At 71.2% G+C, this 24,606-nt stretch carries 27 protein-coding genes; 19 read left to right on the top strand and 8 right to left on the bottom strand.

All coding sequences use genetic code 11. The features are described from left to right. The first annotated feature begins 42 nt into the window (after positions 1-42). Positions 43-3,591, top strand: coding sequence for a DNA polymerase III subunit alpha (dnaE, locus tag ACZ55A_RS01285; RefSeq protein WP_468831317.1), 3,549 nt, complete (start codon positions 43-45; stop codon positions 3,589-3,591). A gap of 103 nt (positions 3,592-3,694) precedes the next feature. Here the strand turns inward: dnaE and ACZ55A_RS01280 are convergent, their stop codons facing one another. Next, complete coding sequence (locus ACZ55A_RS01280) at positions 3,695-3,865, bottom strand: hypothetical protein (RefSeq protein ID WP_468831314.1); 171 nt, start codon at positions 3,863-3,865, stop codon at positions 3,695-3,697. 273 nt (positions 3,866-4,138) lie between these two features. On the opposite strand from ACZ55A_RS01280, the gene ACZ55A_RS01275 reads away from it, so the two are divergent. From ACZ55A_RS01275 to ACZ55A_RS01260, 4 genes are all read left to right on the top strand, one after another. Beyond that, complete coding sequence (locus tag ACZ55A_RS01275; protein WP_468831312.1) at positions 4,139-5,428, top strand: NYN domain-containing protein; 1,290 nt, start codon at positions 4,139-4,141, stop codon at positions 5,426-5,428. 83 nt (positions 5,429-5,511) lie between these two features. After that, complete coding sequence (locus ACZ55A_RS01270; protein WP_468831309.1) at positions 5,512-6,522, top strand: ABC transporter ATP-binding protein; 1,011 nt, start codon at positions 5,512-5,514, stop codon at positions 6,520-6,522. Between the two features lie 82 nt (positions 6,523-6,604). After that, complete coding sequence (locus ACZ55A_RS01265; RefSeq protein WP_468831306.1) at positions 6,605-7,429, top strand: ABC transporter permease; 825 nt, start codon at positions 6,605-6,607, stop codon at positions 7,427-7,429. A 68-nt stretch (positions 7,430-7,497) separates the two neighbouring features. Further along, complete coding sequence (locus ACZ55A_RS01260; protein WP_468831303.1) at positions 7,498-8,241, top strand: ABC transporter permease; 744 nt, start codon at positions 7,498-7,500, stop codon at positions 8,239-8,241. A gap of 52 nt (positions 8,242-8,293) precedes the next feature. Here ACZ55A_RS01260 and ybaK read toward each other — a convergent pair whose 3' ends face one another. The 3 genes from ybaK to ACZ55A_RS01245 all read right to left on the bottom strand — a co-directional run bounded on the left by ybaK (position 8,294) and on the right by ACZ55A_RS01245 (position 11,627). Continuing rightward, entirely contained in the window at positions 8,294-8,788 is a 495-nt protein-coding gene (ybaK, locus tag ACZ55A_RS01255) for a Cys-tRNA(Pro) deacylase (RefSeq protein WP_468831300.1), read from the bottom strand. 17 nt (positions 8,789-8,805) lie between these two features. After that, positions 8,806-9,552, bottom strand: coding sequence for an LON peptidase substrate-binding domain-containing protein (locus ACZ55A_RS01250; RefSeq protein WP_468831297.1), 747 nt, complete (start codon positions 9,550-9,552; stop codon positions 8,806-8,808). A gap of 473 nt (positions 9,553-10,025) precedes the next feature. Then, the gene (locus ACZ55A_RS01245; RefSeq protein WP_468831294.1) at positions 10,026-11,627 is read right to left on the bottom strand and encodes an oxidoreductase; all 1,602 of its coding nucleotides are present in this window, start codon (positions 11,625-11,627) and stop codon (positions 10,026-10,028) included. Between the two features lie 286 nt (positions 11,628-11,913). Between ACZ55A_RS01245 and hisD the strand changes: the two genes are divergently transcribed. From hisD to ACZ55A_RS01190, 11 genes are all read left to right on the top strand, one after another. Beyond that, on the top strand, positions 11,914-13,239 hold the full coding sequence (hisD, locus tag ACZ55A_RS01240) for a histidinol dehydrogenase (RefSeq protein WP_468831291.1): 1,326 nt from the start codon (positions 11,914-11,916) through the stop codon (positions 13,237-13,239). Further along, a complete protein-coding gene (locus ACZ55A_RS01235) occupies positions 13,236-14,390 on the top strand; it encodes a histidinol-phosphate transaminase (protein ID WP_468831288.1) in 1,155 nt (384 codons plus the stop codon). Before hisD ends, ACZ55A_RS01235 begins: the two co-directional genes overlap by 4 nt. Then, positions 14,387-14,980 (top strand): imidazoleglycerol-phosphate dehydratase HisB, encoded by a 594-nt coding sequence (gene hisB, locus ACZ55A_RS01230; protein WP_086716854.1) that lies wholly within the window; start codon positions 14,387-14,389, stop codon positions 14,978-14,980. The genes ACZ55A_RS01235 and hisB overlap by 4 nt, the downstream gene beginning before the upstream one ends. 5 nt (positions 14,981-14,985) lie before the next feature. Continuing rightward, positions 14,986-15,150 (top strand): hypothetical protein, encoded by a 165-nt coding sequence (locus tag ACZ55A_RS01225; protein ID WP_468831285.1) that lies wholly within the window; start codon positions 14,986-14,988, stop codon positions 15,148-15,150. Continuing rightward, on the top strand, positions 15,141-15,797 hold the full coding sequence (gene hisH / locus ACZ55A_RS01220; protein ID WP_468831282.1) for an imidazole glycerol phosphate synthase subunit HisH: 657 nt from the start codon (positions 15,141-15,143) through the stop codon (positions 15,795-15,797). Before ACZ55A_RS01225 ends, hisH begins: the two co-directional genes overlap by 10 nt. 8 nt (positions 15,798-15,805) lie before the next feature. Then, positions 15,806-16,531 carry a bifunctional 1-(5-phosphoribosyl)-5-((5-phosphoribosylamino)methylideneamino)imidazole-4-carboxamide isomerase/phosphoribosylanthranilate isomerase PriA gene (gene priA / locus ACZ55A_RS01215; protein WP_468834508.1) on the top strand — a complete coding sequence of 242 codons (726 nt, stop codon included), beginning with the start codon at positions 15,806-15,808 and terminating at the stop codon, positions 16,529-16,531. Continuing rightward, complete coding sequence (locus tag ACZ55A_RS01210) at positions 16,528-16,941, top strand: Rid family hydrolase (RefSeq protein ID WP_468831279.1); 414 nt, start codon at positions 16,528-16,530, stop codon at positions 16,939-16,941. Before priA ends, ACZ55A_RS01210 begins: the two co-directional genes overlap by 4 nt. Beyond that, positions 16,938-17,702 (top strand): imidazole glycerol phosphate synthase subunit HisF, encoded by a 765-nt coding sequence (hisF, locus tag ACZ55A_RS01205; protein WP_468831276.1) that lies wholly within the window; start codon positions 16,938-16,940, stop codon positions 17,700-17,702. Before ACZ55A_RS01210 ends, hisF begins: the two co-directional genes overlap by 4 nt. A gap of 80 nt (positions 17,703-17,782) precedes the next feature. Continuing rightward, positions 17,783-18,052 (top strand): hypothetical protein, encoded by a 270-nt coding sequence (locus tag ACZ55A_RS01200; RefSeq protein ID WP_468831273.1) that lies wholly within the window; start codon positions 17,783-17,785, stop codon positions 18,050-18,052. Next, complete coding sequence (locus ACZ55A_RS01195) at positions 18,045-18,335, top strand: SH3-like domain-containing protein (protein WP_468831271.1); 291 nt, start codon at positions 18,045-18,047, stop codon at positions 18,333-18,335. The genes ACZ55A_RS01200 and ACZ55A_RS01195 overlap by 8 nt, the downstream gene beginning before the upstream one ends. Beyond that, the gene (locus ACZ55A_RS01190; RefSeq protein ID WP_468831268.1) at positions 18,325-18,915 is read left to right on the top strand and encodes a nitrile hydratase subunit alpha; all 591 of its coding nucleotides are present in this window, start codon (positions 18,325-18,327) and stop codon (positions 18,913-18,915) included. The genes ACZ55A_RS01195 and ACZ55A_RS01190 overlap by 11 nt, the downstream gene beginning before the upstream one ends. A gap of 11 nt (positions 18,916-18,926) precedes the next feature. Here ACZ55A_RS01190 and ACZ55A_RS01185 read toward each other — a convergent pair whose 3' ends face one another. Genes ACZ55A_RS01185 through ACZ55A_RS01175 form a run of 3 tightly spaced genes read right to left on the bottom strand, consistent with a single transcriptional unit; the run spans position 18,927 to position 22,298 of the window. Continuing rightward, a complete protein-coding gene (locus tag ACZ55A_RS01185; protein ID WP_468831265.1) occupies positions 18,927-19,670 on the bottom strand; it encodes a succinate dehydrogenase/fumarate reductase iron-sulfur subunit in 744 nt (247 codons plus the stop codon). After that, positions 19,667-21,625 carry a fumarate reductase/succinate dehydrogenase flavoprotein subunit gene (locus ACZ55A_RS01180; protein WP_468831262.1) on the bottom strand — a complete coding sequence of 653 codons (1,959 nt, stop codon included), beginning with the start codon at positions 21,623-21,625 and terminating at the stop codon, positions 19,667-19,669. Before ACZ55A_RS01180 ends, ACZ55A_RS01185 begins: the two co-directional genes overlap by 4 nt. A gap of 1 nt (position 21,626) precedes the next feature. Continuing rightward, positions 21,627-22,298 carry a succinate dehydrogenase gene (locus ACZ55A_RS01175; protein WP_468831259.1) on the bottom strand — a complete coding sequence of 224 codons (672 nt, stop codon included), beginning with the start codon at positions 22,296-22,298 and terminating at the stop codon, positions 21,627-21,629. A gap of 131 nt (positions 22,299-22,429) precedes the next feature. Between ACZ55A_RS01175 and ACZ55A_RS01170 the strand changes: the two genes are divergently transcribed. Further along, positions 22,430-23,329 (top strand): LysR family transcriptional regulator, encoded by a 900-nt coding sequence (locus tag ACZ55A_RS01170; RefSeq protein WP_468831256.1) that lies wholly within the window; start codon positions 22,430-22,432, stop codon positions 23,327-23,329. A 56-nt stretch (positions 23,330-23,385) separates the two neighbouring features. Continuing rightward, the gene (locus tag ACZ55A_RS01165; RefSeq protein ID WP_468831253.1) at positions 23,386-24,018 is read left to right on the top strand and encodes a TIGR03085 family metal-binding protein; all 633 of its coding nucleotides are present in this window, start codon (positions 23,386-23,388) and stop codon (positions 24,016-24,018) included. 14 nt (positions 24,019-24,032) lie between these two features. On the opposite strand, the gene ACZ55A_RS01160 is transcribed toward ACZ55A_RS01165, so the two are convergent. Then, entirely contained in the window at positions 24,033-24,176 is a 144-nt protein-coding gene (locus tag ACZ55A_RS01160; protein ID WP_468831250.1) for a hypothetical protein, read from the bottom strand. Between the two features lie 32 nt (positions 24,177-24,208). Here ACZ55A_RS01160 and hisI point away from each other — a divergent pair, with 32 nt between their 5' ends. After that, entirely contained in the window at positions 24,209-24,595 is a 387-nt protein-coding gene (hisI, locus tag ACZ55A_RS01155) for a phosphoribosyl-AMP cyclohydrolase (RefSeq protein WP_468831247.1), read from the top strand. The last annotated feature ends 11 nt before the right edge of the window (positions 24,596-24,606 follow it).

Genomic DNA, 24,606 nt, shown 5'->3' with positions numbered 1-24,606 from the left:
TCCACCCCCTTGTCGTCGCCTGTTTCCCGGAGGTCTTCCGCCGTGGCAAAACCGCCGTTCACGCACCTGCATGTCCACACCCAGTACTCGCTGCTGGACGGTGCGGCGCGGCTGTCGGACATGTTCAAGGCGGCCAACGAGATGGGCATGACCCATATCGCCATGTCCGACCACGGCAACCTCCACGGCGCGTACGACTTCTTCCACTCCGCGCAGAAGGCCGGCGTCACCCCGATCATCGGGATCGAGGCGTATGTGGCGCCGGAGTCGCGGCGCAACAAGCGCAAGATCCAGTGGGGTCAGCCGCATCAGAAGCGCGATGACGTGTCCGGTTCGGGTGGTTACACCCACAAGACGATCTGGGCGGCGAACAAGACCGGTCTGCACAACCTCTTCCGGCTGTCCTCGGACGCGTACGCGGAGGGCTGGCTCCAGAAGTGGCCGCGGATGGACAAGGAGACCATCTCGCAGTGGTCGGAGGGGCTGATCGCCTCCACCGGCTGCCCCTCCGGTGAGCTCCAGACCCGGCTGCGGCTGGGCCAGTACGAGGAGGCCCGCAAGGCCGCCGGGGAGTACCAGGACATCTTCGGCAAGGACCGGTACTTCCTCGAGCTGATGGACCACGGCATCGAGATCGAGCGCCGGGTCCGCGACGACCTGCTGAAGATCGGCAAGGAGCTCGGCATCCCGCCGCTGGTCACCAACGACTCGCACTACACCTACGCGCACGAGTCGACGGCCCACGACGCCCTGCTGTGCATCCAGACCGGCAAGAACCTCTCCGACCCGGACCGTTTCCGCTTCGACGGCACCGGCTACTACCTCAAGTCCACCGACGAGATGTACGCCATCGACTCCTCGGACGCCTGGCAGGAGGGGTGCGACAACACCCGCCTGGTCGCGGACCAGATCGACCCCACGGGGATGTTCGAGAAGCGCGACCTGATGCCCAAGTTCGAGATCCCCGAGGGCTACACCGAGGTCACCTGGTTCCAGGAGGAGGTCCGGGTCGGCATGAAGCGCCGCTTCCCGGGCGGCGTTCCCGAGGACCGTCAGAAGCAGGCCGAGTACGAGATGGACGTCATCATCCAGATGGGGTTCCCCGGCTACTTCCTCGTCGTCGCCGACTTCATCATGTGGGCCAAGAACAACGGCATCGCGGTCGGCCCCGGCCGTGGCTCCGCGGCCGGTTCGATCGTGGCGTACGCGATGGGCATCACCGACCTCGACCCGATCGAGCACGGGCTGATCTTCGAGCGGTTCCTCAACCCCGAGCGCGTCTCGATGCCCGATGTCGACATCGACTTCGACGAGCGCAGGCGCGTCGAAGTGATCCGCTACGTCACGGAGAAGTACGGCGCGGACAAGGTCGCCATGATCGGCACCTACGGCAAGATCAAGGCGAAGAACGCGATCAAGGACTCGGCCCGTGTGCTGGGTTACCCGTACGCGATGGGCGACCGCCTCACCAAGGCGATGCCCGCCGACGTCCTCGGCAAGGGCATCGACCTCGACGGCATCACCAACCCGAGCCACCCGCGCTACAGCGAGGCGGGCGAGATCCGGGGGATGTACGAGAACGAGCCGGACGTGAAGAAGGTCATCGACACCGCCAAGGGCGTCGAGGGCCTGGTCCGGCAGATGGGTGTGCACGCGGCCGGCGTGATCATGTCCAGCGAGCCGATCGTCGACCACGCCCCGCTGTGGACGCGGCACACCGACGGCGTGACCATCACGCAGTGGGACTACCCCCAGTGCGAGTCGCTGGGCCTGCTGAAGATGGACTTCCTGGGCCTGCGCAACCTCACCATCATGGACGACGCCGTCAAGATGGTGAAGCAGAACAAGGGCATCGAGCTGGAGCTGCTCTCCGTCCCGCTGGACGACCCCAAGACCTACGAAATGCTCTGCCGCGGTGACACGCTCGGCGTCTTCCAGTTCGACGGCGGCCCGATGCGTTCGCTGCTGCGGCTGATGAAGCCCGACAACTTCGAGGACATTTCCGCCGTCTCGGCCCTGTACCGCCCGGGCCCGATGGGCATGGACTCGCACACCAACTACGCGCTGCGCAAGAACGGCCTCCAGGAGATCACCCCGATCCACCCGGAGCTGGAGGAGCCGCTCAAGGAGGTCCTGGGCCTCACCTACGGCCTGATCGTCTATCAGGAGCAGGTGCAGAAGGCCGCCCAGATCATCGCCGGGTACTCCCTCGGCGAGGCCGACATCCTCCGTCGCGTCATGGGCAAGAAGAAGCCCGAGGAGCTGGCGAAGAACTTCGTTCTCTTCCAGGAGGGCGCGCGGAAGAACGGCTTCTCCGACCAGGCCATCCAGGCGCTGTGGGACGTCCTGGTCCCGTTCGCCGGCTACGCCTTCAACAAGGCGCACTCCTCCGCGTACGGCCTGGTCACGTACTGGACCGCCTACCTCAAGGCGAACTACCCGGCCGAGTACATGTCCGCGCTGCTGACCTCCGTGCGCGACGACAAGGACAAGTCGGCGGTCTATCTGAACGAGTGCCGGCGCATGGGCATCAAGGTGCTCCCGCCGAACGTCAACGAGTCCGAGGCGAACTTCGCCGCCCAGGGCGACGATGTGATCCTCTTCGGCCTCACCGCGGTCCGTAACGTCGGCCAGAACGTCGTCGACTCGATCATCCGCTGCCGCAAGGCGAAGGGGAAGTACGCCTCGTTCCCCGACTACCTCGACAAGGTCGACGCGGTCGTCTGCAACAAGCGCACCACCGAATCCCTGATCAAGGCCGGCGCCTTCGACGAGATGGGCCACACCCGCAAGGGGCTGATGGCGCACTACGAACCGATGATCGACAACGTCGTCCAGGTCAAGCGCAAGGAGGCCGAGGGGCAGTTCGACCTCTTCGGCGGTCTGGGCGACTCCGGCGACGGCGCTTCCGAGGGCCCCGGCTTCGGGCTGGACGTGGAGTTCTCCGACGTCGAGTGGGACAAGACCTATCTGCTCGCCCAGGAGCGCGAGATGCTCGGTCTCTACGTCTCCGACCACCCGCTCTTCGGGCTGGAACACGTCCTGTCCGACAAGGCCGACGCCGCCATCGCCCAGCTCACCGGCGGCGACTACTCCGACGGTTCGATCGTCACCATCGGCGGCATCATCTCCGGCCTGCAGCGCAAGATGACCAAACAGGGCAATGCCTGGGCCATCGCCACCGTCGAGGACCTGGCGGGCTCCATCGACTGCATGTTCTTCCCGGCGACCTACCAGCTGGTGTCCACCCAACTCGTCGAGGACACCGTGGTGTTCGTCAAGGGCCGGCTCGACAAGCGCGAGGACATCCCGCGTCTGGTCGCGATGGAGATGATGGTCCCCGACCTCTCCGAGGCGGGCACCAACGCCCCCGTGACGATCACGATTCCGACGGTGAAGGTCACCCCGCCGATGGTCGAGAAGCTCGGCGAGGTGCTGAGCAGCCACCGAGGCTCCACGGAGGTGCGGATCAAGCTGCTGGGGGCGCGTAAGACCACCGTGCTGCGGCTGGACCGGCATCGGGTCACTCCCGACCCGTCGCTGTTCGGCGACCTCAAGGTGCTGCTCGGCCCGTCCTGCCTGGCGGGCTGATCCGCGGCGGACCGCCGAGCGCCGCATCCGAGCCGGCCCGAGGGGCGCGCCCAAGACGGGCGCGCCCCTCGGTTCATGTGCAGCAAATCATCTGCACCGTAGGTCAGTTGTGTCCGAAGCGCCGCTCGCGGTTCTTGCGGGCAAGGTCCCCGGGGGTGGCGGTGGCACTGGACTTGGCCTGCGCCTCCATGGCCGTCTGCTGGGCTTGCTGCTGGCCGCGCTCCGCCTGGCTCGCGGCCTTCTGACTGCGGTCCTGCTTCTTGTTCTTGGCCATGACCGTTGCCTCCTGAGGGGGAATCTGGGATCGGGGCCGCGACCAGACTGACACGCCGGACAGAAGCCTGCATTTCGGGCAATTACCCTCTGTGAAACGGCTGATCACGCGCTGTACTCAAGATCCCCGCCGAATCCGCCACGCCGATGATCGAGTTCGGGCAGATAACGCCCGTACGGTCGGGCAGACTCCAAGGAAAGCCGAAGAGAACTCGTGCCACGGGCCGAGCCGGGGGGCGACCGGACTTCAGCACCTCAGGGAAGAGGGTGGAACGTGGATCGCTGCGTCGTCCTGGTGGACGCCGGGTATTTGCTCGGCGCCGCTGCGAGTCTGCTCGCCGGAGAGCCCGCCCGGTCCCGGATCACCGTCGACCACGCCGCCCTCATCCAGGGCCTGCGCCAGCGCGCCGAAGCCGACACCGAACGCCCGCTGCTGCGCATCTACTGGTTCGACGGCGCCCCCGACCGGGTCCCGCAGCCCGAGCACCGCCGGCTGCGTGTGATGCCCCGGGTCACCGTCCGGCTGGGTGCCCTGACCCGCAGTGACGGCCGCTGGGCGCAGAAGGGGGTGGACGCCGCGATGCACGCCGAGCTGACCGAGCTCGCCCGTAACCGCGCCTGCTCCGACATCGTCCTGGTCACCGGCGACGGCGATCTGCTGCCCGGCCTGATGTCGGCGAAGGAACACGGCGTCGCGGTCCATCTGTGGGCCGTCCAGGCCGCCGACGGCGACTACAACCAGTCCGAGGACCTGGTCGCCGAGGCCGATGAGCGCCGGGTGCTGGACCGCAGCTGGATCACCCGGGCGGTGCGCGCCAAGGAACTCGGCGGCCCCTGCGCCTCGCCGCCCGCCCCCCGCCCCGAGATCGCCGCGATCCTCTCCGCGCCACTGCCCGAGTCCGCGGCCGCTGCCGCCGCTGCCGCCGGCTCACCCTCCGGCGCGGAAACCGGTGACCGTACGCATGAGCGCAACGGCTCCGCCAATGGGGTGACCCGGCCCGCGGCCGGCAGCGACGGCCGGACCGCCGGCGGCGAGGCCGCGGGCGCGCGGGGTGTGCCCACGCCCAAGGACCTCGCCGGACTCGGCCGGGACCGCGCGGCCGGCCAGACCGCGGCCGGCAACGGCGACCGGTCAGCCGCCGGCGCCACCCTGCGCTGGTCCTCCGACAAGGGCTGGGTCGAGCGCGGCGGACCGGCCGGCGAACCCGACGGGACCGCCGCCCTGCCCACCCTCGCCCAGCTCACCAGCGCCGAGCAGCGCTGGGCCGACCGCGAGGAGGACATCACCGCCGTCAGCGGCGACCCCTTCGAGGTCGGCCAGGTCTTCGCCCGCCGCTGGACCGACCGGCTCTCCGATCCGGCGCACCTGGCGCAGCTCTCGACGGAGTACCCGCGCATCCCGCACCGCATCGACGGTGAACTGCTGCGCTACGCCGCCCGCTTCGGGCTGCTCGCCCACAAGGACGACCAGATCGACGAGCACGACCGCTATGCGATCCGGGCCGGCTTCTGGCGCGAGGTCGATCTGCGGACGGCCGCCGAGCACGCCCCGGCCGGGGACTGACGCCCGCCGCCCCGCCCCCGTTCCGGCTCGCCCAGGAGCCCCGCGGGCCGGAGCCGGGCCGAGGACGCGTACCCTCGTAGCTCGTGAGGACGGGCGCAACACAGGCAGAGCGCGGCGGGCCGGTGTGCGCCGTGCGGGACCTGGTCAAGACGTACCCCGCGATGCGCGGGCGCCGCGGTGCGGCACAGGCGCCCGCCGTACGGGCCAACGACGGCATCACCCTGGACGTCCACCGCGGCGAGATCTTCGGGCTGCTCGGCCCCAACGGCGCCGGCAAGTCCACCCTGGTGCGCCAGCTGACCGGACTGCTGCGCCCGGACTCCGGCAGCATCGCCGTCCTCGGCCACGACCTGGTGCGCCACCCGGAACGGGCCGCCCGGCTGCTGGGCTACCTGGGGCAGGAGTCCACCGCCCTGGACGAGATGACCGTCGCCCTCGCCGTGGAGACCACCGGCCGGCTGCGCGGACTCGGCGCCCGCGAGGCCCGCACCGAGCGGGACGCGGTGGTCGAGGAGCTGGGCCTGGGGGACATCGCGGGCCGGGCGCTCCAGAAGCTCTCCGGCGGACAGCGGCGGCTGGCCTGCTTCGCCACCGCGCTGATCGGCGCGCGGCCGCTGCTGGTGCTGGACGAGCCCACCACCGGCATGGACCCGGTCGCGCGGCGCGCCGTATGGGCCGCGGTGGACCGGCGCCGGGCCGAGCGCGGCGCCACGGTGGTGCTGGTGACCCACAACGTGCTGGAGGCCGAGAGCGTGCTCGACCGGGTCGCGGTGATCGACCGGGGCCGGGTCATCGCCTGCGACACGCCCGGCGGGCTGAAGGACATGGTGAGCAACGAGGTCCGGCTGGAGCTGGTCTGGCGCGACCGCCCGCCGCTGGACGTCCCCGAGGTCGCCGCCCTCGAAGCCGACGCCCGCGCCTCCGGCCGCCGCTGGACCCTGCGCCTCCCCGCCGACCGGGCCCGCTCCGCCGTCGCCGCGGTCACCGGAGGCCCAGCCTTCGCCGCCCTCGACGACTTCACGCTGGCGACACCGAGCCTGGAGGACGTGTATCTCGCGCTCGGCGGCCGGGGCGAGGGACTGGTGAAGGCGTGAGCGGGGGCAGGTATCGCGGACGTATGGAGTGCTGCGGGCGTATGGAATGCTGCGGACGTGGCGAGGAAGGCCTGGTGACAGCGTGAGTGTGGTTCCCGCGCAGGCGGTGGCCGGGGCGGCCCCGGCCACCGGAGCGTGGTCCGAGGACGGGGCCGCCCCGCTGGCGCCGCGCGCCCGCTTCGTGCCCGCGCTCGGCGCCGTCTACCGCGCCCAGCTCTCCCGGGCCCGGGTCGCCCGGATCCCGCTGCTGTTCGTCGCCACCTTCCAGTCCATCGGGATCATGGTCCTGCTGCGCGGGGTGGTCGACGGCGGCGACCCCGCGCGGTCCGTGGTCTCCGGCTCCAGCGTGCTGGTGGTCGCCTTCGTGGCGCTCAACCTGCTCGCCCAGTACTTCGGCCAGCTACGGGCCGGCGGCGGACTCGACCACTACGCGACGCTGCCGGTCCCGCCGGCCGCCGTGGTGCTCGGTGCGGCCGCCGCCTACGCCTCCTTCACCGTGCCGGGGACGATCGTCACCGCCGTCACCGGCTGTGTGCTCTTCCAGCTGCCGATGGCCAACCTCTGGGTGCTGGCCGCCGTGCTCCCGCTCGCCGGTGCCGCGCTGTCCGGTCTCGGCGCGGCCCTGGGGCTGCTCGCACCGCGCCCCGAACTCGCCACGCTCTGCGGCCAGTTGGGCATGTCGGCGGCCCTGCTGCTGGGCGTACTGCCGGCCGGGCGGATGCCCGAGATGATCGGCTGGGCCCGCGATCTGCTGCCCTCGACCTACGGCGTGGAGGCGCTGGCGCGCAGCTTCGACCCGCACCCCGACTGGGTCGCGGTCGGTGCCGACCTGGGGGTCTGCGCGGCCGTCGGAGTGCTCTCGCTGGCCGTCGCGACCTGGGCCTACCGCAGGGCGGCCACCCGATGAGCGGCGCCCCCACCCCGAACGGGCGTCCTGCTGCCGGTCCCACCAGCCCCACCTGGCACGATGGCGGGGTGACCGCACCGCTGACGCCCCACGAGAACCAACCGCCCGAAGAGCCGCAGCACCCCCAGGCCGCGCCCGCGGACCACGGAGCCGCCGAGCACGGCGGTTCGTTCGGCCCCGAGCTGGGCCGTGAGCTGCGCGAGGGCGCGCTGATCGCGCTCGCGGTCGGGGTGAGCGGCGTACTGCTGGGCGTGCTGTGGAACTGGCTCGCACCGCACATCCCGCTGATCTCGGACACCCGCAACGTCTACCTCAAGAACACCGAGGGCGAAGAGGCGATCGGCGCGGACGGCACCTTCGTCCTGCTGTCCCTCGCCTTCGGCGTGCTCAGCGCGGCCGTGGTCTTCGTCCTACGCCGTCGCGGCGGGATCCCGCTGGTCGTGGCGCTGGTCCTGGGCGGGCTGCTGGGCGCGGGGCTGGGCTGGCTGACCGGTATGTGGCTGGGCCCGACCCCGGACGTGGCCGCGCACGCCAAGCAGGTCGGCCCCGGCGTGACCTTCGAGGGCCCGCTGCGGCTCCAGGCCAAGGGCGCGCTGCTGGCCTGGCCGATCGCCTCGATGCTGACGCAGCTGGCGCTGACCGGCCTCTTCGGCCCGCGCGACCCGGAGCCGGAAGGCCTGGACTGGTCCGGCGGTCATGGCTACGACCACCCGCACGGCAGCGACCACGACGGTCAGGAACACCACGACGGCCACGGCCCGCACGGTGACGCCCGCGACGACCACCGGCCGGAACCGCCCGTCACGGGCTGAGCCCGGACGCCCCCAGGGACGGCCGGCCGACCGGCCGTCCCACCGGGATCGCTCAGCTCCGTGCGATCGGTGCCACCCGCGCCCCGGTCAGCGCCACCAGATCCGCCGGCGACAGCTCGACCTCCAGACCGCGCCGCCCCGCCGAGACACACACCGTCGGCCTGCCCTCGGCCGAGGCGTCCACGACCGTGGGCAGCCGCTTGCGCTGCCCGAGCGGCGAGATCCCGCCGAGGACATACCCCGTACTGCGCTCGGCCGCCGCCGGATCCGCCATCGTCGCCCGCTTGCCGCCCACCGCGGACGCCAGCGCCTTGAGGTCCAGCGACCCGGACACCGGCACCACGGCGACCGTCAGCGCCCCGTCGACCTCCGCCAGCAGGGTCTTGAAGACCTGGTCCGGCGGGACACCGAGGGCGTCGGCGGCCTCCTCGCCGTACGAGGCGCTGGCCGGATCGTGCGCGTACGAGTGCGTCGTGAAGGGAACGCCCGCCTTGGTGAGGGCGACCGTCGCGGGGGTGCCGACGGACTTCTTCGACTTCTTCGCCACCGTCTTCGTGCCTCGCGTCAGTTGGGGCTGGTCGGCTGCCTGGTCAGATCCACGGCCGGCAGCGACGGGAGCTTACCGAGCAGCGCCGACTCATGGCGAAGGAGTTTCAGCTCCTGCCCCAGACGGGCCGCGGTGTCCGGCGCCTCCAGCAGCCGCTGCTTGGCGGGCACGTCCAGGACGGCCGCCGCGGCGACCAGGTACGACAGCACCGACGGGTCGGCCGGCAGGTCCTGCCCGCTCGACAGCGTCCGCTCGTTCGCCCAGGCCAGCCGCTTCTGATAGGTACGGAAGGCGCGCACCACACCCGACGCGAGCGCGCCCGCGCCCTCGCCCTCTTCCTCCTCCAGCTCCTCCAGCTCGGCCGTCAGATACGGCCCGGAGGTATCCACCGACAGCAGCCGGAAGCGGGTGGTGCCGGTGGCCAGAACCTCATAGCCGGTGTCCTCGGCGGAGGACTTCTCCCGGATGGTGGCCGCGTCCGCGACACAGCCCACGGAGTGGAACGCCTGGAGCGGATCGTCGCCGAAGCCCGCCGCCGGACCGCCCTCGGACGGCAGCGTGGCGTCCGGCAGGCCCTGCGCGGTGGGCGCGACCTCCCGCCCGTCCCGGATCGCGATCACCGCGAAGCGGCGGTCATCGTCGGGCATCGCGCTCAGATCGCGCATCATCGCCCGGTACCGCGCCTCGAAAACGTTCAGCGGGAGCACGAGTCCCGGGAACAGCACCGAGTTCAGCGGGAAGAGGGGGAGGCGCACGGAGGTCACAGCCGATAAGACTAGACGCTGCGCTTGGCTTGGTTCCCACGTGGTTGGCTTTCCCGCCGTGGTGGTTGTTCGCCGTTGCGCCCCTCCGCTGCGCTGTGCCTCGGCCCACGTTGTCGTCTGCGGCGCCGTGCGTCGTCTCGCCGTTGCGCCTGCGGCGGGCTGGTGCCGCTGCGCGGGGCTGTTCGGCTGCGGGACCGGCCCTCCGGACTTCGTCCTGCGGTCCGGCCCCTTCCGTTGGGGGTGGGAGGAAGACCGTAGGGGTGCACGTAATCGGTCCGGTGCACGCTTGTGGATCCAGTCACAGCAACGGGACATGCAACACCCGCCCCCACTCACGTTTTCCCACCCACCCACGGGAGGGGCCGCGCCGCAGGACGAAGTCCGGAGGAGCGGCACCGCACCCGACAACACCACGCCCGCCGCCAGGCGCAACGGCGAGAACACGCACGGCGCCGCAGACAAAAACGTGGGAGTTACTGCCTGCGCAGCAGCCGCGACGCACCCGCCGCCACCGTCGTCGCGAGTACCCAGCCCGCCAGGATCAGCACTGCCGCCGCCCACTGTGCGCACCCGCCCGGCTTCCAGGCGGGGCCCTGATAGAGGTCGATGACCGGCAGGAGCAGGTCGAGGGAGTAGAGGTAGGGGTTCCATGGCGGGGCTTCGCCCGGTTTGAGGGGTGGGGGCGGGTCGGACGAGAAGTAGAGGGTGCCGATCGCCCACAGGATGGCCATCCATACCGCGGCCCGTCCGGGGCGGTAGCCGTAGGCGACGGTCCAGTCCTGGAGGAAGCCCCAGGCCTTCGCGGCCAGCGGCAGGGTCTCCCGGCGCCGCCGCTGCTTGGCGAGCAGCACCTCGCGGGCGTCGGCGTCCTCCCCGCTGGCGCGCAGGGAGGTAGCGAGCATCTCGTACGGCTCGGGTGCGTACTCGGGTGTCGCGGCGGCCACCCATTGCAGCCGCTGGGAGAGCGGGAAGGGGCCGCGCGGGATCAGCGTTTCGTAGGCGAAGCCGGCCATCCACAGTCCGCCGAGCCCGGGCCAGCTTGCCGACTTGTCGACGAGGTTGGCGACCCGGGCGCCGGAGAGGATCACCCGGCCACGCTGCGGCCGCTCCCCGAGGAACCGCAGCTCGGGCGTCTGTATCCGGCGCAGCGACAGTTCCTGGTCGGACTCCATGACGAAGCGGGCGTGTTCAAAGTCGAGCGCGTCGCCGAACCGGCCGTCGTCCAGCCGCATCCCGCCCTCGCACTCGAAGCGCTGCATGCGGGTGCCGCGCGAGGGGGTGTTGCCGATGCCGTACGGGGGAGTGGCGGTGCTGGAGAACGGGGAGTTCGCCAGGCCCGCGGCGGTCAGATACAGGGTGCGTTCGACGGTGAGCTGCGGGGCGTTCAGCGCCCGGCGGCCGAAGGGGTTGCTCAGCCGGCTGCCGCGCAGGCTCAGCGACACCCCTATGGTGGCGCCGCGCAGCGACAGCTCACCGTAGGACTCCAGCATCTCGGCCTGGAGGTCCTGGGCGACGGTCATCCCGTCCGCCATGATCGACCGGCCCTGCCGGTCCTTGTGCACCACGGTCTGGTTGAGCATCAGGTCCGTGCCGATGTGGGCGTCGGTGAGGCGGATGCCGGACTGGACGACGCAGCGGGGCAGATGGAGGTCGCCCTCGGTGTGCAGCCGGGCCGCCTCCAGCCTCGGTATCGCGCAGTTCACCATCCGCAGGGTGGTGAACCGGCTCTCGGGCAGCACCACCTCCGCCTCGAAGCGGCAGTCCCGGAGTTCCACGAATGGCTTGATCGCGCCGCCCGCGACGTCGAGGGTGTCCGTGATGTACGCGCCGGTGAGCTTGAGCGCGGAGACCCGGCCGGGCTGCGCCGGCGGCCCGTCGAGCAGCAGCAGCGCCACCACCCGCGCCCGCACCCGGCGCTCGGGCCCCCACAGATGCTGTCCGTGCGGATCGTCGCGGGCCGGGTCGCCGATGTGCAGATCGCAGGTGCTGCCGTTGCGGAAGGCCTGCCACATGCTCCATTCCGCCGACGTCAGTCGCAGGTCGGCGGGCGCGTCGCCGTCGCCGGGGTCGGTCACTGTTTCCCCCTTGCTGTCCCATTGGAGTGCCGCGGCCGCATGCCGCAACCTGTTCGGACGCACTTCGCGCGTGGTCTGCGCACGAGGACGCATACGTCCCGCAGGTTTCCCCCGTATGCCGCTATGTGGCCCTTGCCCGCCCCGTGACTGCTTGAACACGTGTGGTCAGGGCCAACTCCGGTCAACTTCGCGGGCCGGATCACGGTGCGTCCGTACCGTGCGTCGCGGTGTATCACTGAGTGATACGGCCGGTCGGCGCCGGGATCGGGTCTGAGACACTGGGGGCGTGATCTCCCGAATCGACCTGCGCGGTGACGCCCTCCCCGAGGGCGGCGCCCTGCGCGACCTGCTGCCCCGTGCCGAGTTCGACGTGGAAGCCGCCCTGGAGAAGGTGCGGCCGATCTGCGAGGACGTACGCCATCGCGGCACCGCGGCGCTGATCGAGTACGCGCGGCGGTTCGACGGTGTGGAGATCGAGCGGGTACGGGTTCCCGCCGAGGCGCTGCAACGCGCCCTTGACGGACTGGACCCGGCCGTGCGTGCCGCCCTGGAGGAGTCCATCCGGCGCGCCCGGATCGTCCACCGCGAGCAGCGCCGCACCGACGTCACCACCAAGGTCGTCCCCGGCGGCACGGTCACCGAACGCTGGGTCCCCGTCGAGCGGGTGGGGCTGTACGTACCGGGCGGCCGCTCGGTCTACCCCTCGTCCGTCGTCATGAACGTCGTCCCCGCGCAGGAGGCCGGCGTCGCCTCCCTGGCCGTGACCTCCCCGCCGCAGGTGGACTTCGACGGTCTGCCGCACCCGACGATCCTCGCCACCTGTGCGCTGCTCGGCGTCGACGAGGTCTATGCGGCCGGCGGCGCCCAGGCCATCGCGATGTTTGCGTACGGCACCGACGAGTGCCTGCCCGCCAACCTCGTCACCGGCCCCGGCAACATCTATGTCGCCGCCGCCAAGCGCCTGCTCAAGGGCCGGATCGGCATCGACTCCGAAGCCGGCCCCACCGAGATCGCGATCCTCGCCGACGACACGGCCGACCCCGTGCACCTCGCCGCCGACCTGATCAGCCAGGCGGAGCACGACCCGATGGCCGCCGCCGTCCTGGTCACCGACTCCGTAGAACTGGCCGAGAAGACCGAGAAGGAGCTGGCCCCGCAGGTCGCCGCCAGCAAGCACGTCGAGGACCGGATCGTCCCGGCGCTCTCCGGCCGGCAGTCGGCCATCGTCCTGGTCGACGGCCTCGACGAGGGGCTGCGCGTGGTGGACGCCTACGGTGCCGAGCACCTGGAGATCCAGACCGCCGACGCCTCGGCCGTCGCCGCCCGGGTCCGCAACGCCGGCGCGGTCTTCGTCGGCCCGTACGCGCCGGTCTCGCTCGGCGACTACTGCGCCGGCTCCAACCACGTGCTGCCCACCGGCGGCTGCGCCTGTCACTCCTCCGGCCTGTCCGTGCAGTCCTTCCTGCGCGGCATCCATGTCGTGGACTACACCCGCGACGCGCTGGCCGAGGTCGCCCACCACGTGGTGACCCTCGCCGAGGCCGAGGACCTCCCGGCGCACGGCGCGGCGATCAAGGCCAGGTTCGACTGGAAGGTCCCGCAGAGCAAGTGAGCAGGCACGTGACCCGTATCGACGATCTCCCCATCCGGGACGAGCTGCGCGGCAAGTCCCCGTACGGCGCCCCTCAGCTGGACGTGCCGGTACGCCTGAACACCAACGAGAACCCCTACCCGCTGCCCGAGCCGCTGGTCCGGCGGATCGCCGAGCGGGTGACCGAGGCCGCCCGGGAGCTCAACCGCTACCCGGACCGGGACGCCGTCGAGCTGCGCACCGAGCTGGCCCGCTACCTCACCCGCACCGGCGGCCACCAGGTCACCAAGGAGCAGGTCTGGGCGGCCAACGGCTCCAACGAGGTCATCCAGCAGCTGTTGCAGACCTTCGGCGGCCCGGGGCGCACGGCCATCGGCTTCGAGCCCTCGTACTCGATGCACGGTCTGATCTCGCGCGGTACCGGCACCGGCTGGATCTCCGGCCCGCGCAACGACGACTTCACCATCGACCTGACCGCGGCGAAGGCGGCCATCGCCGGGCAGCGGCCCGACGTGGTCTTCATCTGCTCGCCCAACAACCCCACGGGCACGGCCGTCGAGGCCGAGACCGTGCTGGCGCTGTACGACGCCGCGCAGGCCGCCAGGGCCGACGGCAACGGGGCGCTGGTGGTGGTCGACGAGGCCTACGGCGAGTTCAGCCACCGCCCCTCGCTGCTGCCGCTGATCGAGGGCCGGCCGAACCTGGTGGTCTCGCGGACGATGTCCAAGGCGTTCGGCGCCGCCGGGCTGCGGCTGGGCTATCTGGCCGCCGACCCCGCGGTGGTCGACGCCGTCCAGCTCGTCCGGCTGCCGTACCACCTCTCGTCCGTCACGCAGGCCACCGCGCTCGCCGCGCTGGAGCACACCGATACGCTCCTGAAGTACGTCGAGCAGCTGAAGGCCGAACGGGACCGGCTGGTCAGCGAGCTGCGGACGATCGGCTGCGAGGTCACCGCCTCCGACGCCAACTTCGTGCAGTTCGGCCGGTTCACCGGCGAGGGGGGCGCCCATGCCGCCTGGCAGGCGCTCCTCGACCAGGGGGTCCTGGTCCGTGACAACGGCGTACCCGGATGGCTGCGGGTCACCGCCGGCACCCCGGCCGAGAACGATGCGTTCCTCGATGCGGTGCGCACGCTGTTCAAAGAACGCAGTTTGAAGGAGAACGAGCAATGACCCGCGTAGGACGCGTGGAGCGCACCACGAAGGAAACGTCCGTGCTCGTCGAGATCGACCTCGACGGCCGGGGCGAGGTCGATGTGTCGACCGGTGTCGGCTTCTACGACCACATGCTCGACCAGCTCGGCCGGCACGGGCTGTTCGACCTCAAGGTCAAGACCGATGGCGATCTGCACATCGACACCCACCACACCATCGAGGACACCGCCCTCGCGCTGGGCGCCGCCTTCAAGCAGGCCCTCGGCGACAAGTCCGGCATCTACCGCTTCGGCAACTGCACCGTCCCGCTGGACGAGTCGCTGGCCCAGGTGACCGTCGACCTCTCCGGCCGCCCCTATCTGGTGCACACCGAGCCGGAGAACATGGCGCCGATGATCGGCAGCTACGACACCACGATGACCCGGCACATCTTCGAGTCCTTCGTCGCGCAGGCCCAGATAGCGCTGCACATCCACGTCCCGTACGGGCGCAACGCCCACCACATCGTGGAGTGCCAGTTCAAGGCGCTGGCCCGGGCCCTGCGCTACGCCAGCGAACGCGACCCGCGCGCGGCCGGCATCATCCCCTCCACGAAGGGTGCGCTGTAGTCCCCATGAACGGCCTGTCGACCGTCTTCATCCTGATCGGGCTCTTCCTCCTCGGCGGCGTCTACTCCTTCTGGAAGCAGCAGCTGCCCAAGAGCCTGATCGTGCTGCTCTCCATCGGCTCGGCGCTCTGTCTCGCCGCCGGCGTGCTGCGGCTGGAGGTATGGAATTGACCACCTCGGCATCGCGTAAGAAGGTCGTCGTCTTCGACTACGGCTTCGGTAACGTCCGCTCCGCCGAGCGTGCCCTGGCGCATGTCGGCGCCGACGTGGAGATCACCCGGGACTACGACCGGGCGATGAACGCCGAGGGGCTGCTGGTCCCCGGCGTCGGCGCCTTCGCCGCCTGTATGCGCGGTCTGAAGGAGGCCCGCGGCGACTGGCTCGTCGGTCGCCGGCTGGCCGGCGGCCGCCCGGTGATGGGCATCTGCGTGGGCATGCAGATCCTCTTCGGCCGCGGTATCGAGCACGGTGTGGAGACCGAAGGCCTGGAGGAGTGGCCGGGCACCGTCGGCCCGCTCAAGGCCCCCATCGTGCCGCACATGGGCTGGAACACCGTCGACGCCCCCGAGGGCTCGCGGCTCTTCGCCGGACTGCCCGCCGACGCCCGCTACTACTTCGTGCACTCCTACGCGGTGCACGACTGGGAGCTGGAGACCGGCAACCCGCACATGGCCGCGCCGAAGGTCACCTGGGCCACGCACGGCGAGCCCTTCGTGGCCGCCGTCGAGAACGGCCCGCTGTGGGCCACCCAGTTCCACCCCGAGAAGTCCGGCGACGCCGGCGCCCAGCTCCTGACCAACTGGATCAACACCCTGTGAGCCCCCTGATGCCGAAGCTCGAACTCCTCCCCGCCGTCGACGTCCGCGACGGCCAGGCCGTCCGCCTCGTCCACGGCGAGTCCGGCTCCGAGACCTCCTACGGCGACCCGCTCCAGGCGGCCCTCGCCTGGCAGCGGTCCGGGGCCGAATGGCTGCATCTCGTCGACCTCGACGCCGCCTTCGGTACCGGCGACAACCGTGCGCAGATCGCCGAGGTCGCCCGCTCCATGGACATCAAGGTGGAGCTGTCCGGCGGCATCCGCGACGACGACTCGCTGGCCGCCGCCCTGGCCACCGGCTGCACCCGGGTCAACATCGGCACCGCCGCCCTGGAGAACCCCGAGTGGGTCGCCAAGATCATCGCCGAGTACGGCGACCGGATCGCGGTCGGCCTGGACGTGCGCGGGACGACGCTGCGCGGCCGCGGCTGGACCCGCGACGGCGGCGACCTCTACGAGACACTGGCCCGTCTGGACTCCGAGGGCTGCGCCCGCTACGTCGTCACCGACATCAACAAGGACGGCACCCTCCAGGGCCCCAACCTGGAGCTGCTGCGCAATGTCTGCGCCGCCACCGACCGCCCGGTCGTCGCCTCCGGCGGCGTCTCCTCCCTCGACGACCTGCGGGCGATCTCCTCCCTGGTCCCGCAGGGCGTGGAGGGCGCGATCGTCGGCAAGGCGCTCTACGCCAAGGCGTTCACGCTCGAAGAGGCGCTGGAGGCCGTCTCGTCATGAGTGGAGTACGGCGCGTCACGGCCGGCGAACCCTGGGGCAAGGACCCCTGGGCGGAGACCTTCGGGCGCTCCCGCGCGGTGGCGCTCCCCAACGGTCTGGTGCTGGTCTCCGGCTGCACCTCCGTCACCGACGGACAGGTCGCCGCCGGCGCCCCGTACGAGCAGGCGCTGACCTCCTTCCGCACCGCCCTGTCGGCGCTGGAGGAGGTGGGCCTCGGCCGTGACGACGTCGTACGCACCCGTATGTACCTCACCCATGCCCGGGACGTGGACGAGGTCGGACGCGCTCACAAGGAGCTGTTCGGCGCCGTCCGCCCCGCCGCATCCATGATCATCGTCTCCGGCTTCGTGGACCCGCGCCTGGTCGTCGAGGTAGAGGTCGAGGCGTACAGAGAGGCCCCCCAACCATGACACTGGCCGTACGAGTCATCCCCTGCCTGGACGTCGACAACGGGCGGGTCGTCAAGGGCGTCAACTTCCAGAACCTGCGGGACGCGGGCGACCCCGTCGAGATGGCGAAGATCTACGGGGAGGAAGGCGCCGACGAGCTGACCTTCCTCGACATCACCGCCTCCTCCGGCAACCGCGAGACCACCTACGACGTGGTCCGCCGCACCGCCGAACAGGTCTTCATCCCGCTCACCGTCGGCGGCGGCGTCCGCACCCCCGAGGACGTCGACAAGCTGCTGCGGGCCGGGGCCGACAAGGTCGGCGTCAACACCGCCGCGATCGCCCGCCCCGACGTGATCCGCGAGATCGCCGAACGCTTCGGCAGCCAGGTCCTGGTCCTGTCCGTCGACGCCCGCCGCACCGACGCCGGCACCCCGTCCGGCTTCGAGGTCACCACCCACGGCGGACGCCGCGGCACCGGTATCGACGCCGTCGAATGGGCGCACCGCGCCGCCGAGTTGGGCGCCGGCGAGATCCTGCTGAACTCCATGGACGCCGACGGCACCAAGGACGGCTACGACGTCGAGATGATCGAGGCGGTGCGCAAGCACGTCACCATCCCGGTGATCGCCTCCGGCGGCGCCGGCAAGCTCTCCGACTTCCCCCCGGCGGTCGCCGCCGGCGCCGACGCGGTCCTGGCCGCCTCCGTCTTCCACTTCGGCGACCTGCGCATCTCCCAGGTCAAGGACGCCCTGCGGGAGGCCGGGCACCCGGTCCGCTGACCGCGGCGCCGCGCCCCGTTCCCCCCGCGGGCCGGGGGTGCCGCGTCGAACCGCGGGCCGTTTCGCCGTAGGCTCCGCCCATGAGTCGTGTCAACGATGTGGGCGGGCAGACCGGATTCGGGGCGCTGCGCATCGAGGCGGACGAGCCTCCGTTCCACGCCGACTGGGAGGCGCGGGTCTTCGCGCTGAACTCCGTGCTGGTGCGCAACGGGGTCTACCGGCTCGATGAGTTCCGGGACGCCGTGGAGCGGATGGACCCGCAGCGCTACCTGGCGACGTCGTACTACGAGCGCTGGCTCCTCGCGATCGAGACCCTGCTCGCCGAGCGGAAGGTGCTGCCGGATGGCTGACTTCCGCGCGGGGCAGTGGGTCCGGGTGCGCCCCGGCGACCCGGCCGGGCACACCCGTGTGCCGCGCTATGTGCGCGGACACCTGGGGCGGATCGTCGAGTCGCAGGGCCGGTGGGCGCTGGCCGACGAGATCGCGGCGGGCATCGCCGCGCCGCGTGTCGAGCCGGTCTACACCGTGGCCTTCGCCGCGCGCGACCTGTGGGGCGAAGGGGATCACGAGGTCACGGTGGACCTCTGGGAGTCATACATCGAGCCGGTGCGGAGGGACGGGCATGAGCGGTGAGCACACCAGTGCGCCGGTGGGGGCGCGGGTGCGGCGCCTGGAGGAGCGGCTGATCGCGGCCGGCGTGGTCGAGGAGGCGCAGCTGGACGCCGCGCTGGCCACGATGCTGAAGGGGGCCTCGCCGGTCAACGGCGCGCGCATCGTGGCCCGGGCGTGGGTGGACGAGGGCTTCCGGTCCCGGCTGCTGGCCGATGCGAATGCCGCACTGCCCGAGCTCGGGCTCTCGATGGCGGGCGGCATCCAGGAGCAGCGGCTGAAGGTCGTCGAGAACACCGCGGCCGCCCACCACGTCATCGTCTGCACGCTGTGCTCCTGCTACCCGGTCGGACTGCTGGGGCCCTCGCCGTCCTGGTACAAGAGCGAGGCCTACCGCGCGCGGGTGGTGCGCGAACCGCGCGCCGTGCTGGCCGAGTTCGGGCTGGAGCTGCCCGAGGACACCACGATCACGGTGTGGGATTCGAGCGCGGAGAGCCGCTACATGGTCCTGCCGCGGCGGCCCGACGGCACCGCGGGCAGGAGCGAGCCGGAGCTGGCCGCGCTGGTCACCCGGGAAGGGCTCATCGGGACCGCCGCGGTGTGAGCGGCGCCGCCTCAGCGGCCCTTGCGCGCCGCCCGGACGAACTCGCGGTTCATCTTGGTGATGCTGAACAGCGGGATGCCCTTGGGACAGGCGGTGGCGCACTCCCCGGTGAGGGTGCAGCCGCCGAAGCCCTCCTCGTCCATCCGGGCCACCATGTCCAGCACCCGGCTCTCCCGCTCGGGCGCGCCCTGCGGCAGCACATTGAGGTGGTTGACCTTGGCCGAGGTGAACAGCATGGCGGCGCCGTTCGGGCAGGCCGCCACACAGGCGCCGCAGCCGATGCACTCCGCGTGCTCGAAGGCGGCATCGGCGTCCGGCTTCGGCACGGGCGTGGCATGGGCCTCCGGCGCGGCGCCGGTCGGGGCGGTGATGTAGCCGCCGGCCTGGATGATCCGGTCGAAGGCGGAGCGGTCGACGACCAGGTCCCTGACGACCGGGAAGGCCGCGGCGCGCCAGGGCTCGATGTCGATGGTGTCGCCGTCGGAGAACGACCGCATATGGAGCTGGCAGGTGGTGGTCCGCTCCGGGCCGTGCGCCTCGCCGTTGATGACCAGGCTGCACGCACCGCAGATGCCCTCGCGGCAGTCGTGGTCGAAGGCGACCGGATCGTCACCGCCGAGGATCAGCTCCTCGTTGAGGGTGTCGAGCATCTCCAGGAACGACATGTCCGGGGAGATGCCGTCGACCTCGTAGGTGGACATGGCGCCGGGGGCGTCGGCGTTCTGCTGGCGCCAGACGCGCAGGGTGAGCCTCATGCGTAGCTCCGCTGGGTGGGGTGGACGTACTCGAAGACCAGGTCTTCCTTGTGCAGGACGGGGGCGTCGCCGGTGGCCGTGAACTCCCAGGCGGCGGCGTAGGAGAACTCCTCGTCCCGGCGCTCGGCCTCACCGTCCGGGGTCTGGGACTCCTCGCGGAAGTGGCCGCCGCAGGACTCCGCGCGGTGCAGCGCGTCGAGGCACATCAGCTCGGCGAGCTCCAGGTAGTCGACGATCCGGTTGGCCTTCTCCAGGGACTGGTTGAACTCTTCGCCGGTGCCGGGCACCTTGATGCGGCGCCAGAACTCCTCGCGGATCTGCGGGATCCGGTCCAGCGCCTTGCGCAACCCCTCGTCGGTGCGGGCCATGCCGCAGTACTCCCACATGAGTTCACCGAGCTCGCGGTGGAAGGAATCGGGGGTGCGGTCGCCGTCGACGGCCAGCAGCAGATTGAGCCGGTCCTCCGTCTCGGCCAGCACCTCCTGGACGGCGGGGTGTCCGTCGGTGACCTCGTCGTTGTGCGGGTTGCGGGCCAGGTAGTCGTTGATCGTCGACGGGAGGACGAAGTAGCCGTCGGCGAGGCCCTGCATCAGCGCGCTCGCGCCGAGCCGGTTGGCGCCGTGGTCGGAGAAGTTGGCCTCCCCGATCGCGAACAGGCCGGGCACGGTGGTCTGGAGGTCGTAGTCGACCCACAGTCCGCCCATCGTGTAGTGCACCGCCGGGTAGATCCGCATCGGCACCCGGTAGGGGTCCTCGTCGGTGATCCGGGCGTACATGTCGAAGAGGTTGCCGTACTTCGCCTCGACGGCCTTGCGGCCCATCCGCGCGAGGGCGTCCGCGAAGTCCAGATACACGCCCTGCCCGCCGGGGCCGACGCCCCGGCCCTCGTCACAGACGTTCTTCGCGGCGCGCGAGGCGATGTCACGGGGCACCAGATTGCCGAAGGAGGGGTAGATCCGCTCCAGGTAGTAGTCCCGCTCGTCCTCGGGGATCTCGGTGGGCGGGCGGGTGTCGCCCTTGGCCCTGGGGACCCAGATCCGGCCGTCGTTGCGCAGCGACTCGCTCATCAGCGTCAGCTTGGACTGGTGGTCGCCGGTGCGCGGGATGCAGGTGGGGTGGATCTGGGTGAAGCAGGGGTTGGCGAAGTACGCGCCACGGCGGTGCGCCCGCCACACGGCGGTGGCGTTGGAGTTCATGGCGTTCGTCGACAGGTAGAAGACGTTGCCGTAGCCGCCGGAGGCCAGGACGACGGCGTCCGCGAAGTACGTGTCGATGCGGCCGGTGAGGAGATCGCGCGCCACGATGCCGCGCGCCTTCCCGTCGATGACGATCAGGTCGAGCATCTCGGTACGGGGGTGCATCTCGATGTTCCCCGCGGCTATCTGCCGCGACAGCGCCTGGTAGGCGCCGAGCAGCAGCTGCTGGCCCGTCTGGCCGCGGGCGTAGAACGTACGGGAGACCTGGACGCCGCCGAAGGAGCGGGTGTCGAGCAGCCCGCCGTACTCGCGGGCGAACGGCACGCCCTGGGCCACGCACTGGTCGATGATCTCGACGGAGATCTGCGCGAGCCGGTGGACGTTGGACTCGCGGGCGCGGAAGTCGCCGCCCTTGACGGTGTCGTAGAAGAGCCGGTGGACGGAGTCGCCGTCGTTGCGGTAGTTCTTCGCGGCGTTGATCCCGCCCTGGGCGGCGATCGAGTGGGCCCGGCGCGGGGAGTCCTGGTAGCAGAACTGCTCGACGTGGTAGCCCTGTTCGGCGAGCGTGGCACCGGCAGCGCCGCCCGCGAGGCCGGTGCCGACGACGATGACGGTGTGCTTACGGCGGTTGGCCGGGTTGACCAGCTTCGCCTCGAAGCGGCGCCGGTCCCAGCGCTCGGCGACCGGCCCGGCAGGAGCCTTGGTGTCGGCGACCGGGTCCCCGGTGACGTAGTCGGCGTAGGCGGGGTACGGGTTCATGTCAGCTCACCACTCCGGTCATGACGGCGACGGGTACGGAGACGAAGCCCAGCGTCAGCACCAGCGCGAGGGCGTTGGCGAGGGTCTTGAGCAGGCGGTCGCGGGCGTGGCTGCCCACGCCGAGGGTCTGGGCGGCGCTCCAGAAGCCGTGCCGGATGTGCAGGCCGAGCGCCAGCATCGCGATGAGGTAGACGGCGTTGCCGTACCAGGTGGAGAAGGTGTCCACCACGTTCCCGTAGGGGTGGCCGGACCGGAAGCCGCCGGAGTGCACGGTGCCGGTGGTCAGGTCCAGGACGTGCCAGACGATGAACAGGCCGAGGATGATCCCGCCCCAGCGCATGGTGCGGGTGGCGTAGCTCGCCCGCGGCTTCTTGTGCACGTACTTGTTCGGCCGCGCTTTGATGTCCCGGCGGCTGAGCTGGTACGCGGAGGTGGCGTGCGCGACGACGGCGGCGACCAGGACCACCCGGACCAGCCACAGCGTCCACTCGCGGTGCATGAAGGGCTCGCCGACCACCCGCAGCCAGTGCGCGTAGTGGTCGAACTCGTCCGGACCGAAGAAGATCTTCAGGTTGCCGATCATGTGGACGACCAGGTAGAGCAGCATGATCAGACCGCTCACGGCCATCACCGTCTTCTTGCCGACGGACGAGTCCCAGAGCCTGTGGGTCATGGACGGCCGTCGATCCGTCCGTGTGTCCAGTGCCATGGGTCCCGACGGTAAGGAGCGGGCGGCCCATCAGTCCAAGACATGGTGCGGCTCATCTCCATAGCCTGAGCCTATCGATGCCCTACATTCCCCTTATGCAGTTGCAGCAGCTCCGCTACTTCACCGCCGTGGCCGACACCCGCCACTTCACCCGCGCCGCCGCACGCGAACATGTCGCCCAGCCCTCGCTCTCTCAGCAGATCCGGTCCCTGGAGCGGGAGTTGGGCGCCGAGCTGTTCCACCGGGCGCGCGGCCACATCACCCTCACCGACGCCGGCGAGACCCTGCTGCCGCTCGCCCGGCGGATCCTCGCCGACGCCGAGACCGCCCGCCGCGAGGTCCAGGAGGTCGCCCAGCTGTGCCGCGGCCGGCTACGGCTCGGGGCCCCGCCCAGCCTCTGCGCCAGCCTCGTCCCCGACGTCCTGAGCGCCTTCCACGCCACCTACCCGGGCGTCGACCTGATCGTCACCGAGGACGGCTCCCAGGACCTGGTCCGCGCCCTGGCCGACGGCGAACTCGACCTCGCCCTGATCATCACCCCGCTCCCGGTCCAGGCCCCGGCGCTGGCCACCGCCGACCTGCTGCGCGAGGAGCTGGTCGTGGTCTCCGCCCCCGGCCGGCCCGCCCCGGTCGTCGGCCGCCGCACCCGCATCCGGGTCGAGGACCTGCGCGACCGCCCGCTCGCCATGTTCCGCCGCGGCTACGACCTGCGGGAATTCACCACCGCGGCATGCCGCGCGGCCGGCTTCGAGCCCACCTTCACCGTCGAGGGCGGCGAGATGGACGCGGTCCTCGGCTTCGTACGGGCCGGGCTGGGCATCGCCGTCGTCCCCAGCATGGTCGCCGAACGCTCCGGCCTGCGCATCACCCGCTTCGCCACCCCCGGAATGCACCGCACCATCTCCGTCGCCCACCGCGGCGATGTCTCCCCGCCGCGCGCCGCCCGCGAACTGGAACGCATCCTCACCGAGCACCTCGATCAGGGGACGCCCTGACCGCCGCGCCGCGCGGTGCCGTGGCGGCGGCCCGGCCCCGGCCGTAGGCTGGCCGCATGTCGACCCATGCGCAGCGCGAACGGCTCCTGCTCGCCGACCTGTTGGAGAGCGCCGGACCCGACGCGCCGACCCTGTGTGAGAACTGGACCGCGCGGGACCTGGCCGCGCATGTGGTGGTGCGCGAACGGCGCGCCGACGCGGCCGGCGGGATCCTCTTCAGGCCGCTGGCGGCCCGGCTGGACCGGGTGCAGGCGGAGTTCGCGGCCAAGCCGTACGAGGAACTGATCCAGCTGATCAGGACCGGCCCGCCGCGGATGTCGCCGTTCGCGCTGAAGCAGATCGACGAGGCGTCCAACACGGTCGAGTTCTACGTCCACGGCGAGGACGTCCGGCGGGCGCAGCCGGACTGGGCCCCGCGCGAGCTCGACCCCGTCTTCGCGGACGGCCTGTGGGCGAGGATCGAGCGGATGGCCCGGATGCTCGGCCGTAGGTCGCCGGTGGGTCTCGTCCTGCGCCGGCCGGACGGGCGGACCGCGGTCGCGCGCCGCGGCACCCCGGTGGTCACGGTCGTCGGGGAGCCCGGCGAGCTGACCCTGTTCGCCTTCGGGCGGCAGGAGGCGGCCGAGGTCGAGCTGGACGGGGACAAGGAGGCCATCGGGCAGCTGATGGCGGCGAAGCTGGGGGTATGAGCCCGGCGGCGCGGCTACTTCCGCACCACCACCACGGCGACCACCACACCGACCACCACCGCCGCCGCGAACACCGCGCCCAGCACCCGCGCCGCCACCCGCGCGGCATGGTCCGGGTCCGGCGGCTCTGGCGGCACGGGCGGCTGCTGAGGATGCATGCCTGAAGGATGCCGCACGGCACAATGGACCCATGACCAGCAGCCGCACCACCGCCACCGACACCCAACTGGATCCCGCCATCGCCGCCCGCCTCAAGCGCGGCGCCGACGGCCTGGTCCCCGCCATCGCCCAGCAGTACGACACCGGCGAGGTGCTGATGATGGGGTGGATGGACGACGAGGCGCTGCACCGCACCCTGACCACCGGCCGCTGCACGTACTGGAGCCGCAGCCGCCAGGAGTACTGGGTCAAGGGCGACACCTCAGGCCACTTCCAGTACGTCAAGTCGGTCGCGCTGGACTGCGACGCCGACACCGTCCTGGTCAAGGTCGACCAGGTCGGCGCCGCCTGCCACACCGGCGCCCGCACCTGCTTCGACGCGGACGTACTGCCCACCGAGGAAGGCCAGGGCCAGTAGGCTCCGCTGCC

This window comes from Streptomyces sp. NPDC034111 (genome assembly GCF_055575375.1).
Note: the sequence above shows the minus strand (reverse complement) of the source record. Positions and strands in the feature narration are given on the sequence as shown.